The organism is Microbispora sp. NPDC046973 (genome assembly GCF_040644495.1).
Taxonomy (GTDB): Bacteria; Actinomycetota; Actinomycetes; order Streptosporangiales; family Streptosporangiaceae; genus Microbispora.
In genome coordinates, this window is sequence record NZ_JBEYWQ010000026.1 from 60,290 (window position 1) to 76,201 (window position 15,912).

Annotated in this window: 15 protein-coding genes; 9 read left to right on the top strand and 6 right to left on the bottom strand. The window is 73.1% G+C overall.

Annotation, left to right across the window (positions count from 1 at the left end):
- Positions 1 to 19: 19 nt before the first annotated feature.
- The gene (locus tag ABZ860_RS33875; RefSeq protein WP_357228156.1) at positions 20 to 550 is read right to left on the bottom strand and encodes a hypothetical protein; all 531 of its coding nucleotides are present in this window, start codon (positions 548 to 550) and stop codon (positions 20 to 22) included.
- Positions 551 to 673: 123 nt separating this feature from the next.
- Here ABZ860_RS33875 and ABZ860_RS33880 point away from each other — a divergent pair, with 123 nt between their 5' ends.
- Both ABZ860_RS33880 and ABZ860_RS33885 read left to right on the top strand, forming a co-directional pair.
- On the top strand, positions 674 to 1,324 hold the full coding sequence (locus ABZ860_RS33880; protein ID WP_210157401.1) for a response regulator transcription factor: 651 nt from the start codon (positions 674 to 676) through the stop codon (positions 1,322 to 1,324).
- On the top strand, positions 1,321 to 2,505 hold the full coding sequence (locus ABZ860_RS33885; RefSeq protein ID WP_357228159.1) for an ATP-binding protein: 1,185 nt from the start codon (positions 1,321 to 1,323) through the stop codon (positions 2,503 to 2,505). The genes ABZ860_RS33880 and ABZ860_RS33885 overlap by 4 nt, the downstream gene beginning before the upstream one ends.
- 176 nt (positions 2,506 to 2,681) lie before the next feature.
- Here ABZ860_RS33885 and ABZ860_RS33890 read toward each other — a convergent pair whose 3' ends face one another.
- Positions 2,682 to 3,527 (bottom strand): TetR/AcrR family transcriptional regulator, encoded by an 846-nt coding sequence (locus tag ABZ860_RS33890; protein WP_357228162.1) that lies wholly within the window; start codon positions 3,525 to 3,527, stop codon positions 2,682 to 2,684.
- 93 nt (positions 3,528 to 3,620) lie between these two features.
- On the opposite strand from ABZ860_RS33890, the gene ABZ860_RS33895 reads away from it, so the two are divergent.
- Positions 3,621 to 4,421 (top strand): ABC transporter ATP-binding protein, encoded by an 801-nt coding sequence (locus ABZ860_RS33895; RefSeq protein ID WP_357228165.1) that lies wholly within the window; start codon positions 3,621 to 3,623, stop codon positions 4,419 to 4,421.
- On the top strand, positions 4,418 to 5,752 hold the full coding sequence (locus tag ABZ860_RS33900; protein ID WP_357228167.1) for an FtsX-like permease family protein: 1,335 nt from the start codon (positions 4,418 to 4,420) through the stop codon (positions 5,750 to 5,752). The genes ABZ860_RS33895 and ABZ860_RS33900 overlap by 4 nt, the downstream gene beginning before the upstream one ends.
- Positions 5,753 to 5,756: 4 nt before the next feature.
- Here the strand turns inward: ABZ860_RS33900 and ABZ860_RS33905 are convergent, their stop codons facing one another.
- Positions 5,757 to 6,629, bottom strand: a complete 873-nt coding sequence (locus ABZ860_RS33905) for an aryldialkylphosphatase (RefSeq protein ID WP_357228170.1) — start codon at positions 6,627 to 6,629, stop codon at positions 5,757 to 5,759.
- A 76-nt stretch (positions 6,630 to 6,705) separates the two neighbouring features.
- The gene (locus tag ABZ860_RS33910; protein WP_357228172.1) at positions 6,706 to 7,431 is read right to left on the bottom strand and encodes an SDR family oxidoreductase; all 726 of its coding nucleotides are present in this window, start codon (positions 7,429 to 7,431) and stop codon (positions 6,706 to 6,708) included.
- A gap of 44 nt (positions 7,432 to 7,475) precedes the next feature.
- Here ABZ860_RS33910 and ABZ860_RS33915 point away from each other — a divergent pair, with 44 nt between their 5' ends.
- On the top strand, positions 7,476 to 7,937 hold the full coding sequence (locus ABZ860_RS33915) for a nuclear transport factor 2 family protein (protein WP_357228175.1): 462 nt from the start codon (positions 7,476 to 7,478) through the stop codon (positions 7,935 to 7,937).
- Here ABZ860_RS33915 and ABZ860_RS33920 read toward each other — a convergent pair.
- Positions 7,934 to 8,575 carry a VC0807 family protein gene (locus tag ABZ860_RS33920; RefSeq protein ID WP_357228177.1) on the bottom strand — a complete coding sequence of 214 codons (642 nt, stop codon included), beginning with the start codon at positions 8,573 to 8,575 and terminating at the stop codon, positions 7,934 to 7,936. The genes ABZ860_RS33915 and ABZ860_RS33920 overlap by 4 nt on opposite strands.
- Positions 8,576 to 8,915: 340 nt before the next feature.
- Here ABZ860_RS33920 and ABZ860_RS33925 point away from each other — a divergent pair, with 340 nt between their 5' ends.
- A complete protein-coding gene (locus tag ABZ860_RS33925; RefSeq protein ID WP_357228180.1) occupies positions 8,916 to 9,707 on the top strand; it encodes an LLM class F420-dependent oxidoreductase in 792 nt (263 codons plus the stop codon).
- 23 nt (positions 9,708 to 9,730) lie between these two features.
- Here the strand turns inward: ABZ860_RS33925 and leuE are convergent, their stop codons facing one another.
- Positions 9,731 to 10,396, bottom strand: coding sequence for a leucine efflux protein LeuE (leuE, locus tag ABZ860_RS33930; RefSeq protein WP_357228183.1), 666 nt, complete (start codon positions 10,394 to 10,396; stop codon positions 9,731 to 9,733).
- Positions 10,397 to 10,507: 111 nt separating this feature from the next.
- Between leuE and ABZ860_RS33935 the strand changes: the two genes are divergently transcribed.
- From ABZ860_RS33935 to ABZ860_RS33945, 3 genes are read left to right on the top strand one after another with little or no spacing between them, the layout of a single operon-like run.
- Positions 10,508 to 11,911 (top strand): selenium-binding protein SBP56-related protein, encoded by a 1,404-nt coding sequence (locus tag ABZ860_RS33935; protein ID WP_357228185.1) that lies wholly within the window; start codon positions 10,508 to 10,510, stop codon positions 11,909 to 11,911.
- Positions 11,899 to 12,507: a hypothetical protein gene (locus ABZ860_RS33940; protein ID WP_357228221.1), complete on the top strand. Its 609-nt coding sequence runs from the start codon at positions 11,899 to 11,901 to the stop codon at positions 12,505 to 12,507. Before ABZ860_RS33935 ends, ABZ860_RS33940 begins: the two co-directional genes overlap by 13 nt.
- 58 nt (positions 12,508 to 12,565) lie before the next feature.
- A complete protein-coding gene (locus ABZ860_RS33945; RefSeq protein WP_357228188.1) occupies positions 12,566 to 15,904 on the top strand; it encodes a BTAD domain-containing putative transcriptional regulator in 3,339 nt (1,112 codons plus the stop codon).
- The last annotated feature ends 8 nt before the right edge of the window (positions 15,905 to 15,912 follow it).

A 15,912-nucleotide genomic window follows, 5' to 3' on the forward strand; every position in this document is an offset into this window, starting at 1 on the left:
GTCGCCTCCGCCGTTCCGCTCACGACGGGCTCGGGCGCATCGACCGGAACGCCGCGTCGGTCTGCGCGTCACAGGCCTGCCTCGCCTGGGGATACCGCGGATCCGCCCCGACTTCCGAGCTGACCCGGGTGGGGCCGTCGGGGTCCGGGTCGGGGAACTTCTCCACCCCGTGCTCCCGCATGCACCGCGCGAACCGGCGCGCCAGCTCCTTCTTGAGGTCCATCCCGGGGCCGCGCTCCTGGGGAGGGCGGTACTGCTTGCACGCCTCCTCCGCCTTGATCTCCGTGTCCTCGCTCACGGCGCCCTTTTCGTACCTGCCCTGTCTGACGGTGTCGCCCTCGACCTCCGGGTCGGCCATCGGCACGCCGTGCTCCCGCATGCACTGCGAAAGTCTGGTCAGCAGATCGAGCCGGCTGAGGCTCGGTGTCACACTCGCCGCGGCGGAGCCGTCCACCGAGGCCACGCCTCTGCCGTCGTTCGACTCTCCGCAGGCGGCCGCCGTGCCCAGTAAGAGCGGTAGCAGGCAGACGGCCAGGAGTCTGGTTCTCATCAACGATCTCCTCTGGTCCGGTGGGTCCAGTGGAGCGGCCGGCCCGCAACGGCACTGTCACAGCGCCTGTAACGCGGTTGTTATGCCTGGTCGCCGAGACTGCTGAGCAGGGAGGATGTCACAGTGCGAGTGCTGCTGATCGAGGACGAGGCGCTGCTGGCCGAACAGGTCGCCGACGGGCTGCGCGACCGGGGCATGGCGGTCGACCTCGCGGCCGACGGGGTCGACGGCCTGCACAAGGCCGTCGCGAACCGGTACGACGTGGTTGTGCTCGACCGCGACCTGCCGCTCGTCCACGGCGACCAAGTGTGCACCGCGCTGGCCGCGGGCGGCAGCGACGCCCGGATCCTCATGCTGACCGCGGCGGGTGAGGCGGCCGACCGGGTCGCCGGCCTGAGCCTCGGCGCCGACGACTACCTGCCCAAGCCGTTCGTCTTCGACGAGCTGGTGCTGCGGATCCGCGCGCTGGCCCGCAGGGCCAACAACGCCCCGCGCGTCCTGCGGCGCGCCGGGCTGACCTTCGACACCGCGCGCCGCGTCGTCACCCGCGACGGCCGTGTCATCCCGCTGACCACGAAGGAAATGGCCGTGCTGGAGATCCTGATGGGCGCCGGCGGCGCCGTCGTCAGCGCCGAGGACCTGCTGGAACGGGCGTGGGACGAGCACGCGGACCCGTTCACCGCCACCGTGCGGGTCACCGTCGCCCGGCTGCGCCGCAAGCTGGGCGACCCGCCGCTGATCGAGACCGTCGTCGGCGCGGGGTACCGGCTGTGAGACCGCGCCTGAGGCACCCCTCGATACGGCTGCGGCTGACCCTGGTGTACGCGGTCGTGCTCGTGGCGACCTGCGCGGCGCTCCTCGCGCTCAACTACGCGCTGCTGTACCAGAGCCTCTACGACAACATCAATCGACCGTCCGCGGCCGAGATGCAGGCGGCGGCCAGCAGCCCGCCGGCCAACGTGGACCGGGCGCTGGCGGACGTGAAAATCAGGTCCTACTGGATCGAGCAGGCCCGGATCGACCGGTTGCGCGCCGAAACGCTGCTGAGCACGGCCGGAACGTCGGCGATCGCGCTGGCGATCACCGCGATGGCGGGGCTCGGTGTCTCCTGGATCGTCGCCGGGCGCATGCTCCGGCCGCTGCGCACGCTCACCGCCGCCGCACGGCGGATCTCCCAGGACCGCCTGCACGAGCGCGTCGCCCTCACCGGGCCGGGCGACGAGCTCAAGGAACTGGCCGATACCTTCGACGAGATGGTGGCCAGGCTGGAGGCCTCCTTCACCAGCCAGCGAAGGTTCGTCGCCGACGCCTCGCACGAGCTGCGCACCCCGCTCGCGATCGTCCGCACCGGCGCCGAGGTGCTGCTGGCCAAGCGGGAGAGCACGATCGCGCAGTGGGAGGCGATGGGCCGGCGCATGCTGACCGCGAGCGGCCGGGCCGAGCGCCTGCTGGACGGCCTGCTGGCACTGGCCCGCAGCGACAGCGGCGTTATCGCCCACGAGGCGCACGACCTCGCCATCGCCGCGGCCGGTGCGCTGAGCGAGGCGGACGGCGAGGCCGAGCGCGCCGAGTTGACGATCGCCACCGACCTGCGCCCCGCCCCGGTCTCCGGCGACCCGGTCCTGCTCGATCGCCTCGTGCGCAACCTGGTGGACAACGCGATCCGGCACAACCATCCGGGCGGCCGGATCGAGGTGGTCACCGGTAGCCGCGACGGGGAGTCGGTCGTCACGGTGCGCAACAGCGGAGACGCCATACCGGCGGCCGAGGTCGACCGGCTGTTCGAGCCGTTCCAGCGGCTGACGTCCGACCGCACCGCGAGCTCCAGGTCGACCGGTCTGGGCCTCGCCATCGTCAGGTCCATCGTGCACGCCCACCACGGCACGGTCATCGCGGCGCCGAACGCCGGGGGCGGGCTGGCCGTCTCGGTCACGCTGCCCGCGCCACAGTGGTGATCGCACCCCCGTAGGAGCGGCCTGCCCGTACGGCGGGGGCCGTCGATCCGGGCGAGCCGTGACGGGGTGCCCGTCCCGCTCGGCGCGGTGATGCTGCGACGCCTGCCGGCGACCCTGCGTAGAGGTCCCGCCTGGAAGTCCCGCGGCAGCCGGGACGCGAGATCCTCGGTGAGCTTCTAGACGGCGTCGATCAGGGCCGCGATGCCGTCGAGCATCCGGTGGAGACCGAACTCGAAGATGTTCTCCGGCTCGGAGGCCTCGAACGCCTCGTCGCCGAACTCCGACACCATCGGCAGCCGGTTCGCGCTTATCGTCCGGTCGAACGCCTCCCGCCGGGCGGCCGCCCACTGCCGCCTCGTGTGGCGGGCACCGCGCGCCGCCCGGGCCTCGTGCGCGAGGGGGACGGCCGCGCTCTGCACGTACGTGCCGATCATGATGGCGATCTTGACGAGGGTGGAGAAGTCGAGGCCCTGGCCGGCCAGGGCGCGCATGCGCCAGTCGGTGTAGGCCATCAGGCCCGGGGCGACCGGTGGGCGGGTGGTGACCGCGACGAGCTGTGACAGCCAGGGATGGGCGCGGTGGAGGGCCCACTCCTCGCGGGCGGACAGCTCCAGCTTCGCCCGCCAGCCGTCGGGCCCGGGCTCCGGCAGTGGCCGCTCGCCGAAGACGGAGTCCACCATCAGGTCGTTGAGCTCCTCGCGGCTCCCGACGTACCGGTAGAGGGACATGACGGCGACGCCGAGGTCGGCGGCGATGCGCCGCATCGACAGCGTGGCCAGGCCCTCGCGGTCCGCGAGCGCGACGGCGGCTCGCACGATCAGGGCCTGATCCTGGACGACCTGGGCGTTTTCCGCCGTCGGACGCGGCTTGGCCCGGGCGCCGGCCGTGGGGCGTTCGGAGACCCGCGCCCGGTAGGCCCGCGCCTGGCACGCCCGCGAGCAGTACCGGGGCGGGCGCCCCCGTTCGGCGGGGCGCAGCGCCCGCCCGCACATCACGCAGGTCAGCACGACCGCGACCCCCATTTCGACACGAGGAAATTCCGTGACGAAATTTAATGTCTCCTAGACGACAATGCAAAATCAACGCTTTCGTGAATGTTGATGTACGGTGTATTTATGACTCGTACATCGTACGCGGGCAGCGTGACGACAAAAACCCGCCATGCCCTCGAACTCCACGGCGTGACCAAGCGCCACGGGACGGGCGACGCCGCGGTGACCGCCCTGGACGACGTGTCGCTGACGATCCCCCGCGGCGTCTTCGCCGCTGTGATGGGCCCCTCGGGCTCGGGCAAGAGCACTCTCCTGCACTGCGCGGCCGGGCTCGACCGGCCGGACTCCGGGTCGGTGGTCCTGGACGGCCACGAGCTGAGCGGCCTGGACGAGGCGGCCCTGACCCGTCTGCGCCGTGAGCGCATGGGCTTCGTCTTCCAGACGTTCAACCTGGTGCCCACCCTGACCGTGGCGCAGAACGTCACGCTGCCCCTGGAGTTCGCCGGCCGCCGCGCCGACGCCCGGCAGGTGGCGTCGCTGCTCGCCCGTCTGGACCTCGCGGACCGCGCCGGCCACCGGCCCGCCGAGCTGTCCGGCGGTCAGCAGCAGCGTGTGGCGGTCGCCCGCGCGCTGCTGTCCCGGCCTGCCGTCCTGTTCGCCGACGAGCCGACGGGCGCGCTCGACATCCAGGCCGCGCGCGAGGTTCTCGCCATCATGCGCGAAGCCGTCGACGGGACCGGTCAGACGATCGTGATGGTCACCCACGATCCGGTCGCCGCGTCGTACGCGGACGCCGTGGTGTTCTTCGCCGACGGCCGGATCGCCGACAGCATGACGCGGCCGGACGCCGCGGCGGTGGCCGCCCGGATGGCCCGACTGTCGGCGCCGGCGGCGCCGGCACGGCATGGCGGTGGCGTCCGATGAGGTGGCGGCTGGCTTTCGTCACCGTGCGCGCCCACCTGGGCTCCTACCTCGCCTCGGCCGTCGTCGTGGCGGCCGGCACCGCGCTGCTCGCCGGCTTCGCCGGCCTGCTGGAGACCGGTCTGGTCACCGGCCGCGACACCGGTTTCCTCGTCACCCTGCCCGCCATCCTGGGCGGCTGGACGATGGCCGTCGTGGCTTTCGGCGTCGTCTCCACCGTCTCCCTGACGATCCAGCAACGCGAACGGGAGCTTGCGCTGCTGCGGTCGATCGCCGCCACTCCCCGGCAGGTCCGGCAGAGCGTCGTGCTGGAGACCGTGATCGTGGCCGTCCCCGCGATCGCGGCGGGCCTGCTGCCGGGCCTCGGGCTCGGCGCGGTCGTCCTCCGCCGGCTCGTGGACGCCGGCCTGGTCGCCGTGGGCACCGAGCTCCGGGCGGGACCGGTCTTCCTCCTGGCCGGCGCCGGCACATCCCTGTGCGCGGCGGTCGGGGCCGCTCTCGTCTCCGGCAGGCGCGCGGCGTCCGTCCCGCCCGTACGCGCCCTCGCCGCGGCCGCGCCCAGGGTGACCGGGCGGGTCCTGTCCCGCTCCCGGGTCGCGGCGGCGGTGGGGCTGCTGGCTCTGGGCCTGAGTCTGTCGGCCGCGACCCTGCTCATGGAGGACGGGCCGCTGCTGTCCAGCACCGCGGGCCCGGCGGGTGTGGCCGTGGCGGTCGGTCTCGCCCTGCTCGGCCCCGCGGCCGTGCCCGCCGCCGCCCGGACTGCCGCCGCCCGGTCCGGGGCCACCGCGCGGCTCGCCGGCCGGAACGTACGCGCCCGGGCCGGGCACACCGGCAGCGTGGCGGCCCCGCTGATCCTGCTGGTCGGCATCGCGGGCGGCACCCTCTACATGCAGACCACCGAGGACAGCGTCCACCGGGGATCAGCCGGCGATGTCGCCGCCCGCCTCGCGCCGGTGAACTACCTCGTCGTGGCGATGATCATCACGTTCTCCGCGATCGTGGTGGTCAACACGCTCGTCGCGGCCACCCGCAGGCGGCGCCGCGAGTTCGGCCTGCTGCGCCTGGCCACGGCGACCCGGGGACAGGTGCTGGTGATGGTCGCGGTGGAGGGCGCCGTCACCGCCGTCCTGGCCGTCGTGCTCGGCACGGTCGCCATCGCGGCCACGACAGTGCCCTACAGCATGGTCAGGACGGGTTCGCCGATCGCCACGGGACCGGGGTGGATGTACGCGGCGATCGCCGGGGGCGCCGTTCTGCTCGTCATGCTGGCCGCGATTCCGGCGGCCGCGGGAGCCCTGCGCACCCGCCCCGTCGACGCGCTCGCGCACGCCTGAACCCTCAGGCGGTGAGCCAGCGGAGCGGGTTCTCGTGGGTGATGAGACGCAGGGTGTCGCCGTCCACGCCGGCCTCCCGCAGGGCCGGGAGGACCGTGGAGAACAGCCGGCCGTAGCCCTGCCCGCCGTAGCCGGACAGGTGCTCCCGCAGCCGTACGCCGCTGCTGAGCAGGACGCGCTCGGCGTGCCCGGAGTCGAGGAGGGTGAGGACGTCCTCGGCGTCGTCCACGCTCACGTACGCGCCGGTCTCGGCGATCTTGCGCTGGACCAACGGGTCGCCGGCGCGGGCGCTGAGACGCCGCGCGGGGACGTTCTGCGAAAGCAGGAGTTCCAGCAGCTCCAGCCCGCCCGTCGCCACCGGGAGGTCGGTGCGCAGCGAGGCGCGGGCGGCGGCGGTGACGGCCCGCTCCTCGGCGGGGGTGGGCGTCTCGTCCCACGCGGCGGCGACGATGACGCCCGGCCGCGCGCCCGTCCCGTCGAGTCCGGCGCCGATCTCGTGCAGCAGGTCGGCGGTCAGGTCCTCCACGCCGTACCGGGTGATGGCCTCACCCGCGAACGGCTGTGCGGCGAAGCCGGTGGCGGCCACGACGGGGACCCGCGCGGCCATCGAGATCCGGGCGAGCGCCGCGGGGTCGCGCGCCATGCCGATGCAGCTGTGCTCCACGACGAGCCCCAGCGCCTGCTCCCTGCCGAGATGCTTGACCTCGGCCAGCACGTATCGTTCCTCGTCCAGCCACCGATGGGGATCGGAGTCCACGCCGATCCCCCAGCGGGTGTCGGTGCGCAGGTGCTCGTACGGCAGCACCGGCCCGTCGATCTCGGAGACGGGGACGGCGCCCGTGACGGTCTGAATTCGGGGAAAATATGCGCCGGACATGAACGGACATTAACCGATTTTTTGCCGAAATAGGTCGTGAATCACATGATTCTTTACGTTCAGCGCGGCAAGAGGGTCAGCTCATCGTCTTGCCGCCGTTGACGGCGAGCCGCTGGCCGGTGACGAACCGGGCGCCGGGGGAGGCGAGGAACGCCACCGTCTCGGCCACGTCCGCCGGCGCGCCCATGTGGCCGAGCGGGACGTCGCGCAGGTAGCCGGCGTAGTCCTCCGGGGGAACGTCCGCGTGCCGCTCCACCGGGATCCAGCCCGGCTCGACGGTGTTCACCGTGATCCCGTACGGCCCCAGTTCCCTGGCCCACGACCGGGTGAGCCCGTGCATCGCGGCCTTGGCGGCGACGTAGTGCCCGAACTCCGGGTTGCCGAGATCGGCGACCTCGCTGCCCACGTTGACGATCCGGCCGGAACCGGCCTCGCGCATGCCGGGCAGCACGGCCTGGAGGATCAGCAGCGGGGCCTTGACGAAGAAGCGGAGCTGGCCGAGGTGGTCCTCCCAGGTCTGCTTCTCCACCGGCATCAGCGGCTGGGGGCCGGTGGCGTTGTTGACGACCACCTCGACGGGCCCGATCGCGGCCACGCCCTCCCGCACGGACTCCTCGTCGGTGACGTCGAACCGGGCCAGGCAGGCGGAGCCGCCGGCGGCGGTGATGCGGTCGACGACGGCGCGGGCCCCGGCCGTGTCGTTGGCGTAGTTGACGGCGACGTGCCGGCCGTCCGCGGCGAGCCGTTCGGCGATGACGGCGCCCAGACCTCGTGAGGCGCCCGTGACCAATGCGGTACCCATGGCAAGCGTGCCTATCACAGATCACGTAGGGCAGGATGGTCCGCATGGATGAGATCGCCGCTCTGGTGGACCGGGCCGAGATCGTGGACGTTGTCACGGCCGTCTTCGACACCGTGGACGCCAAGAACTGGCCGGTGTGCCGGGAGCTGTTCGACGACGAGGTGGACGCCGACTTCACCAGCCTCAACGGCGGGGAGCCGGCCCGGATCACCGCCGACGCCCTCGTGGACGGGTGGCGCACCGGCCTGCACGCCCGCAAGCAGAGCTTCCACACCGTCGGCAACTTCGCCGTGACGGTCGACGGCGCCGAGGCGCACGTGACCACCAAGGGGTACGCCTACAACCTGCTCGACGCCGCGCTGGGCGGCGGCATGTTCGAAGTGTGGGGCGTCTACCGCCTCCGGCTCGTACGGCAGGCCGAGGGATGGAAGGTCGGGGCGCTGGCGTTCCACGCCTGGCACACCCGCGGCGACGATGCGGTGCGCACGCACACGCTGGAGAGCTAACGCGTGAGCGCCGGGACCTCGGTGTGCAGCCGCCGCAGGACCCGGCGGAACGCCCAGATGGACGCCGCGAAGGCCAGGCCGGTGACGACGGCGACGGCGGCGGTGCGGATGATCAGGTAGTCGCCGATCGACTCGTGCAGCAGCAGCCAGATGCTCATGGCCGAGTTGACCAGGAGCACGAACGCCCACAGCAGGGTGATCCGGGCGAAGAAGGTGCGGACGCGCTCGTGCCGCAGCACGAACGACGGCAGGTGGATGTAGTCGAGTGTGAGCCTCTGGACCAGCGGACGGCGCATCCGCACCGAGGCCAGGAGCACCATGCTGATGCAGATCGTGCCGAGTTCCGGCTGGATGAAGTAGAGGACGGGGCTGCCGGTCCACAGACCGATCACGGTGCGGAAGGTGATCGCGATCGTCGCCATGATCATCGTCCCCGGCACGGGCTGGCGCCGGATGATCCGCCACAGAACGCCCAGGTAGACCCACGACACCGCGGCCATCAGCGCGCCGCGCAGGCCGAGCACCGCGAGAGCCGCGTAGAAGACCACGAGGGGAGCCACCACGCCTTCGAGGAGCCGGGGCACCGCCTGCTTGATCAGCGCGGTGAGCCGTGGCAATGCGAAAGGCGTGTGGTTCATGGTGACTCCAACGGGCCGGTGGGGGAGACCGACGCTGTAGCTGGGCAACGCGCCTACCCGGACAAAGCGGATGGAAACACCCGGGTTGGGCGGCCTCGTCGGTGGCTTACCGTACCTGACCGTCAGGCCTGCGGGGGCCGAATGCGCGAACCGTCCCCGCGCTTCATAACGGTACGGCATCCCTCTCGCGGGCGTCGTGAGGGATGGAAAACCCCTGGTCAGCGCTTTACCGGGGGCCGCTGAGCGCTTTCCCCGGCGGGCCGTGGACGCGGGTTACTTTGACGGCATGGACTCAGGTTTCGGCTACTTCGCAACCGATGATGCGGTTCGTCCTGATGCCTTGGCCCGGCTCGTCGAGCAGCGCGGCCACGCGGCGCTGCTGTTCACCGAGCACACGCACATCCCGGTGCCGCCCGGCGGCCAGACGCCGAAGGACGAATGGGGAGGCGAACTGCCCCGGCGCTACTGGCACACCTACGACCCGTTCGTCGCCTCGATGGCCGCCGGCGCGGTGACGACGCGGCTGCGCGTGGGAACGGGCATCTGCCTGGTGCCCGAGCACGAGCCCCTCGGCCTGGCGAAGACGGTGGCGAGCGTGGACAACCTGACCGGCGGGCGGTTCGAGTTCGGCGTCGGCGCCGGATGGAACCGCGAGGAGCTGCGCCACCACGGCGTCGACCCGGCCCGCCGCTTCGCCGTGCTGCGGGAGCGCGTGCGGGCGATGCAGGAGATCTGGACCCGTGACGAGGCCGAGTTCCACGGCGACTTCGCGTCCTTCGACCCGGTCTGGTCGTGGCCCAAACCGGCGCAGAAGCCCTACCCGCCGATCCTGGTGGGCGGCGTCGGGCCCCGCGTCTTCGACCGTGTGCTCACCTACGGAGACGCGTGGCTGCCCAACTACGGCCCCGGGATCCTGGAACGCGTCCCCGAGCTGTTCCGGCGGGCCGACGAGGAGGGCAGGCGGGTGGAGGTCGTGATGCTGTCCGCGCCGGCCGACCCCGGCGCGCTCGAGCAGTGCGAGAAGGCCGGGGTCGCCCGGGTCATGGCCTGGCTGCCGTCGGCCGGATACGACAGGATCCAGCGGGCGATGGACGCCTTCGAGAACGCCCTCGCCGACCTGCGCGGCGAATGAGCACGGCCGGCGGCGCGTGAGCGTCAGCTCAGTGTCGCGGTGGCCAGCTTGGCGCCGAAGCCGAGGAAGAGCGCGCCGACCCCCGAGGTGAGCCCGGCGGCCAGCTTGCGGCGGCGCCGGAAGTGGGTCGCGAGGAAGGTGCCGCCGAAGATGAGCGTGCTCAGGTAGGTCACGCTGAAGACCTGCACGATCAGCGCCAGGATCAGGAACGACAGGGCCGGCGTGCCGTACGACGGGTCCACGAACTGCACGAAGAACGCCACGAAGAACAAGATGGCCTTGGGGTTGAGCAGGCTGATCGTGAAGGCCTTGCGGAACGGGTTGCCCACCGGCGCCGGGACGGCCTCTTCTGTGACCTGGGCGGCCGCGGTCCCGTCGCGGGAGGCGCGCAGGGAGCGCCAGGCGCCGCGGAGCATGCCGAAGCCGATCCACGCCAGATAGATCGCGCCCGAGTACTTCACGATCGAGAACAGGACGGGCGTGGACTTCAGCAGCGACGCGACCCCCGCGGCCGACAGGAACATGAGGACCGAGTCACCGGCGAAGACTCCGGCGGCCGCCCGATAGCCCTGCCGCACGCCGCGCTGGGCGGCGGTGGACAGCACGAACACCGAGTTCGGCCCAGGCAGCAGGATGATCAGGAACGATCCCGCGATGTAGGTCCAGATGTTGGTGATCCCGAAGAACATCCCCGCTCCCGTCAAGAAACTGCATGTCCTGTTATAGCCCTTTCCAGGCGCCGGTCACAGCGGGTAGATCCCTATTGACTTGGTAGGGAACGCGGGAGAATCCTGGGATGCATGACGTTGTGGAAGCCTGACCCCACCTTCTATCCCTCGCCCAGGGACGCCGCCGAGGCGCCGCCGGAGAAGCTGGCCTACGTGGCCGCCTTCGACCGGTCGGCCGAGCGGCCCGACGCGCTCGCCGTTCTCGACACCGACCCAGGCTCCCCGTCATACGGGACCGTGGTCGGCTGGACCGACCTGCCGTACACGGGGGACGAGCTGCACCACTTCGGCTGGAACGCGTGCAGCAGCGCGCTGTGCCCCTACGCGCCGCACCCGCACGTCGAGCGGCGCTACCTGATCGTCCCGGGCCTGCGGTCGTCGCGGATCTACGTGTACGACACCAAGGACCGGGTCAGCCCGGAGCTCGTGAAGGTCATCGAGGCCGAGGAGCTGGGCAAGCGGGCCGGCTACTCCCGCCCGCACACCGTCCACTGCGGCCCAGAGGGGCTGTACGTCAGCGCGCTCGGCGGCTACGGCGACGACGGGCCGGGCGGCATCGCGATCCTCGACCACAACTCGTTCGACGTGCTCGGCCGGTGGGAGGTGGACCGCGGCCCGCAATACCTGGCCTACGACTTCTGGTGGCACATCAACCACGACGTGATGATCACCTCCGAGTGGGGCACGCCCTCCATGATCGAGGACGGCGTGGTCGGCGAGCTGCTGCTCGGCCGCAAGTACGGCCACAAGCTGCACTTCTGGGACCTGCGCAAGCGCCGCCACGTCCAGGAGGTGGACCTCGGCGACCAGCACCAGATGACACTGGAGCTGCGCCCCGCCCACGACCCGACCAAGACGTACGGCTTCGCCGGGGTCGTCGTCAGCGTCGAGGACCTGTCGGCGTCCGTGTGGCTGTGGCACAGAGATGTCAGGCACGGGGACGGCTCGCGCTGGGCGGCGCAGAAGGTGATCACCATCCCGGCCGAGCCCGCCTCGCCCGACGACCTGCCCGACGTGCTCAAGCCGTTCGGCGCGGTGCCGCCGCTGGTGACCGACATCGACCTGTCGGTGGACGACCAGCGCCTGTACGTGTCGTGCTGGGGCACCGGCGAGCTCAAGCAGTTCGACGTGTCCGACCCGTTCAAGCCGGTCGAGATCGGCGCGGTCCGCCTCGGCGGCATCGTGCGGCGGGAGGCGCACCCGGCCGCGCCGGACGAGCGGCTCGCCGGCGGCCCGCAGATGGTCGAGGTGAGCCGCGACGGCCGCCGGGTCTACGTCACCAACTCCCTCTACGGCGCCTGGGACGACCAGTTCTACCCCGACGGCGTGGGCGCCTGGATGGCGAAGATCGACACCGATTCGTTCACGCTGGACGAGAGGTTCTTCCCGCACGGCGACGACTTCCGCGGCCTGCGCCCGCACCAGACCCGGCTGCAGGGCGGCGACGCGTCCTCCGACTCCTACTGCTATCCGTGACGCTGACCGCCGTCATCCTGCTCGGCGCCTTTCACGGGATCAACCCCGCGATGGGCTGGCTGTTCGCCGTCGCCCGGGGGCTGCAGGAGCGCAGCCGCGACCTGCTGCTGCAGTCCCTGCCGGTCATCGCGGTGGGCCACCTCGCGTCGGTGGCCCTCGTGGTGCTCGCCGTGTCGGCGACCGGGTCGATCGTGACGGCCACGGCGCTCTCGATCGGGGCGGGCGTCGTGCTCGTCGGGTTCGGCCTGTGGCACCTGCTCGCCCGGCGGCACTTCCGCTGGGTGGGCATGCGGCTGTCGCTGCCGCAACTGGCCGCCTGGTCGTTCCTGATGTCGTCGGTGCACGGCGCGGGCCTGATGCTGCTGCCCGTGCTGACCCGTATGCCGGCGGGTCACCACGGGCACGTGCTGTCGGGCGGCATGCTCGTCGCCGGTGTGCACACGCTCGCGATGTTCCTCACGGCGACCGTCGTCGCCGTCGTGGTGTACGAGTTCCTCGGCGTCGCCGTCCTGCGCCGGGCCTGGTTCAACCTCGACAGGATGTGGGCGTTCGCCCTGGTGGGGGCGGGGGTCGTCACCCTCGTGGGCGCCATCTGAGCGACCGCGAGACGGGCGGGCGACGCGGGCCTCCGGGCGGCTGGCAGGATTGACCGGCGTGCGGGTTCGTCTCCTCGGCGCGCTCGAGGTCCTCGACGACGACGGCACTCCGGTCGCCGTCGCGGGCGCGCGCGTGCGCGCGCTGCTGGCCGTGCTGGCCCTGCGGCCCGGTCGTCTCGTCCCGGCCGACCGGCTCGTGGACGCGCTGTGGGAGGACGACCCACCGGCCAACGCCGCCAACGCCCTGCAGACGCTCGTCAAACGCCTGCGCGCGGCGCTCGGACGGCCCGGCGCGGTGGGGTGGCGCGACGGCGGATACGTGCTCGGCATCGAGCCGGGGCAGGTCGACGCCCATGTGTTCACCGCACTGACCCTGCCGTACGCGACGGGCACGCTGCCGGACCGGATGGCGGACACCGAGGCCCCCGGCGCGGAGCTGTACCACGCGTGCGCGGAACTGGACGAGGCGCTGGCGTTGTGGCGCGGGCCCGCCCTGGCCGACCTGCGCACGGTGTCCTCCCTGGCGGCCGCGGCGGCCCGGCTGGAGGAGCGGCGGCTGGCCGTGGTCGAGGCCCGCGCCGCCGCGTATCTCGCGCTCGGCCGTGCGGTGGACCTGTCGGCCGAGGTGGACGCCCATCCGCTGCGCGAGCGGCTGTCCGCCCTGGCGATGCGCGCGCTCGCCCGTTCGGGCAGGCAGGCGGCCGCCCTGGCCCTGTACGAGCGGGTCCGCCGGGCGCTCGCGGACGAACTCGGCGTCGATCCGGGCCCGGAGCTGCGGGCCGCCCATCTCGACGTGCTGCGCGGGCAGGAGACCCCGGCGGCGCGTGCGCGGCCGGAACGCACCCCCGCCACCCCCGGCGCCGCCACCCCCGGCGCCGGCACCCCCGGCGCCGGCACCCCGGGCACGTCAGGCACGTCAGGCACCCTCGCCGGCGGGGGCCGGCGCGCGGGCAGGGTGTGGGCGCCGCCGACGACGTTCGTGGGCCGCGAGCAGGAGGTCGCGCACCTCGCGGCCCTGCTGCGCGACTCCCGGCTGGTCACGGTCGTCGGGCCGGGCGGCGCGGGCAAGACGCGCCTGGCGGTCGAGACCGCTCTGCGCGCCGCCGGGAACGGCGTCACCGGAGAAGCCGGAGAAAGCGGCGCCGGGGCGGGCCGGTACGGCGAGGGCGCGTGGCTCGCCGAGCTGGCCCCCCTGACGGACCCCGCGGACGTCGTGCGGTCCGTGCTCGAAGCGCTGGGCGCCGACGCCGAGCCGCGGGTGGGCGGCGACTGGCGGCGCGACCCGCCGGACCCGGCAGAGCGCTTGGCCGCCGCCCTCGCCGGGCGCGAGCTGCTGCTCATCCTCGACAACTGCGAGCACGTGATCGACGCCGCGGCGGGCCTGGCCGAGCTGGTGCTGCGCCGCTGCCCGGGAGTGCGCGTGCTGGCGACCAGCCGCGAGCCGCTCGGCGTGCCGGGGGAGACGCTCGCCCCGATCCCGCCCCTCGGCCTGCCCCCGGAGGGCGTCACCCCCGAAGAGGCGGGCGAATACCCCGCCGTACGCCTCCTGGTGGACCGCGCCCGCGCGGTGAGCCCCGGCTTCACCCTCGACGAGCACACGACCCCGCACGTCGTCACGATCTGCCGCCGCCTCGACGGGATGCCGCTGGCCGTCGAACTGGCCGCGGCGCGGATCAGGGCGCTCGGCCCCGAGCGGCTCGCGGCCCGCCTCGACGACCGGTTCCGCCTGCTGACCGGCGGGAGCCGTACGGCCCTGCCGCGGCACCGGACGCTGAGCGCGGTGGTCGAGTGGAGCTGGGACCTGCTCACGCCCGAAGAGCGGACGCTGGCGGAGCGGCTCGCGGTGTTCGCCGGCGACGCCACGCTGGACGACGCGGAGCCGGTCTGCGGGGCCGACGGCCTCGACGTGGTGGCGGTGCTGCCGTCCCTGGTCGACAAGTCCCTGCTGGAGACGCCGGGCGACGGCCGGTTCCGGATGCTGGAGACGATCCGCGCGTACGCGCTGCGGCGGCTGACGGACACCGGTGAGCTCGACCGCTACCGGCGCCGGCACGCGGCGCACTTCCTGCGGCTCGCCGAGGAGGCCGAGCCGCGCCTGCGCGGGGCCGGGCAGCTGGAGTGGATGGCCAGGCTGACCGCCGAGCAGGACAACCTGAACGCCGCCCTGCGCTGGGCCGTCGACTCCCGGGAGACGGAGACCGCGCTGCGCCTGTGCGGCACGCTGAGCTGGTATTGGTGGCTGCGCGGACATCGCGGCCAGGCGGCCGTCTGGGCCGGGCAGGTCCTCGATCTCGTCCCCGAGGGCCCGCCCGCCGGGCTGGTGCGCGCCTACGCCGGGTGCCGGTTCGCGGTCACGGTCACCCGGCTCGGCACGATCTGGACGGAGCCCGGCCGGCTGGAGGAGATCCGCCTTGAGCTCGGCGACCTCGTCGAGGCGGCCCGGCGCGAGGGCCCGGTGCACCCGATGCTGCCGATCCTGCGGGCGGTCGTGACGGCGATGGCCGGACGCAGGGAGGAGGCGGCCGCGATGCTCGACGCGTACGCCGGCTCCGGCGATCCCTGGCTGGCCGGCTCGGCGCTGATGATCAGGGCCGGGTCGCTCGGCCTGCCGGGCGACGGCGAACGGGACGCCGAGGAGGCGGTGCGCAGGTTCCGGGCCCTCGGAGAGCGCTGGGGGCTCAGCGAGGCCCTGCTCACCCTGGCTACGCTCCGCGCCCGCCGGGGCGCGCCCACGACGGAGCTGATCGGCGAGATCGCCGGGCTGACCGCCGGATGGGTCAGCCCGGACGACACGATCTCCACGCTGACCCGGCTGGCCGAGCTGCGCCTTCAGGCGGGCGACGCCGAGGGCGCGGCGGCGGACGTGGCGGCCGCCCGCTCCCACGTGTCCGCCGGCGTCTCGCCGTACGCACTCGTGCAGGTGAGCATGGGCGAGGCGAAGGTGGCGCGGAGCAGGGGCGACCTCGACGGCGCGGTGGCGGCGCACGAGGAGGTCCTCGCCGTGCTGGAGGACCATCCCGCCATCCCGCAGCAACTCGCGTCGGCGTACGCCGAGTACGGCAGGGCGCTGCTGGCCGGGGGCGACCTCGACGGCGCGCTCGCGCGCCATCACGACGCGCTGCGCGCCCTCGGCGTCGCCCCCGACCCGCCGGTCCTCGCGACCGTGCTCGCCGGGCTGGCCATGATCGCCCTGGCCGGAGGCGACGCGGTGCGTTCCGCGGCGCTCTTCGGCGCGGCCGAGGCCGCTCATGCGGGCTGGCGGGCGGACGCGGAGGCTGCCGCGGCGCTGGAGTCGGCGCGCGAGGCGGCGGGCCCGGACTTCCACGCCGCCTACGAGCGCGGCCGCACGTCGCCGCGCGAGGACCTCGGCCTTCCGGCCACCGGAAGCAGCGGGTAGACGGGGAT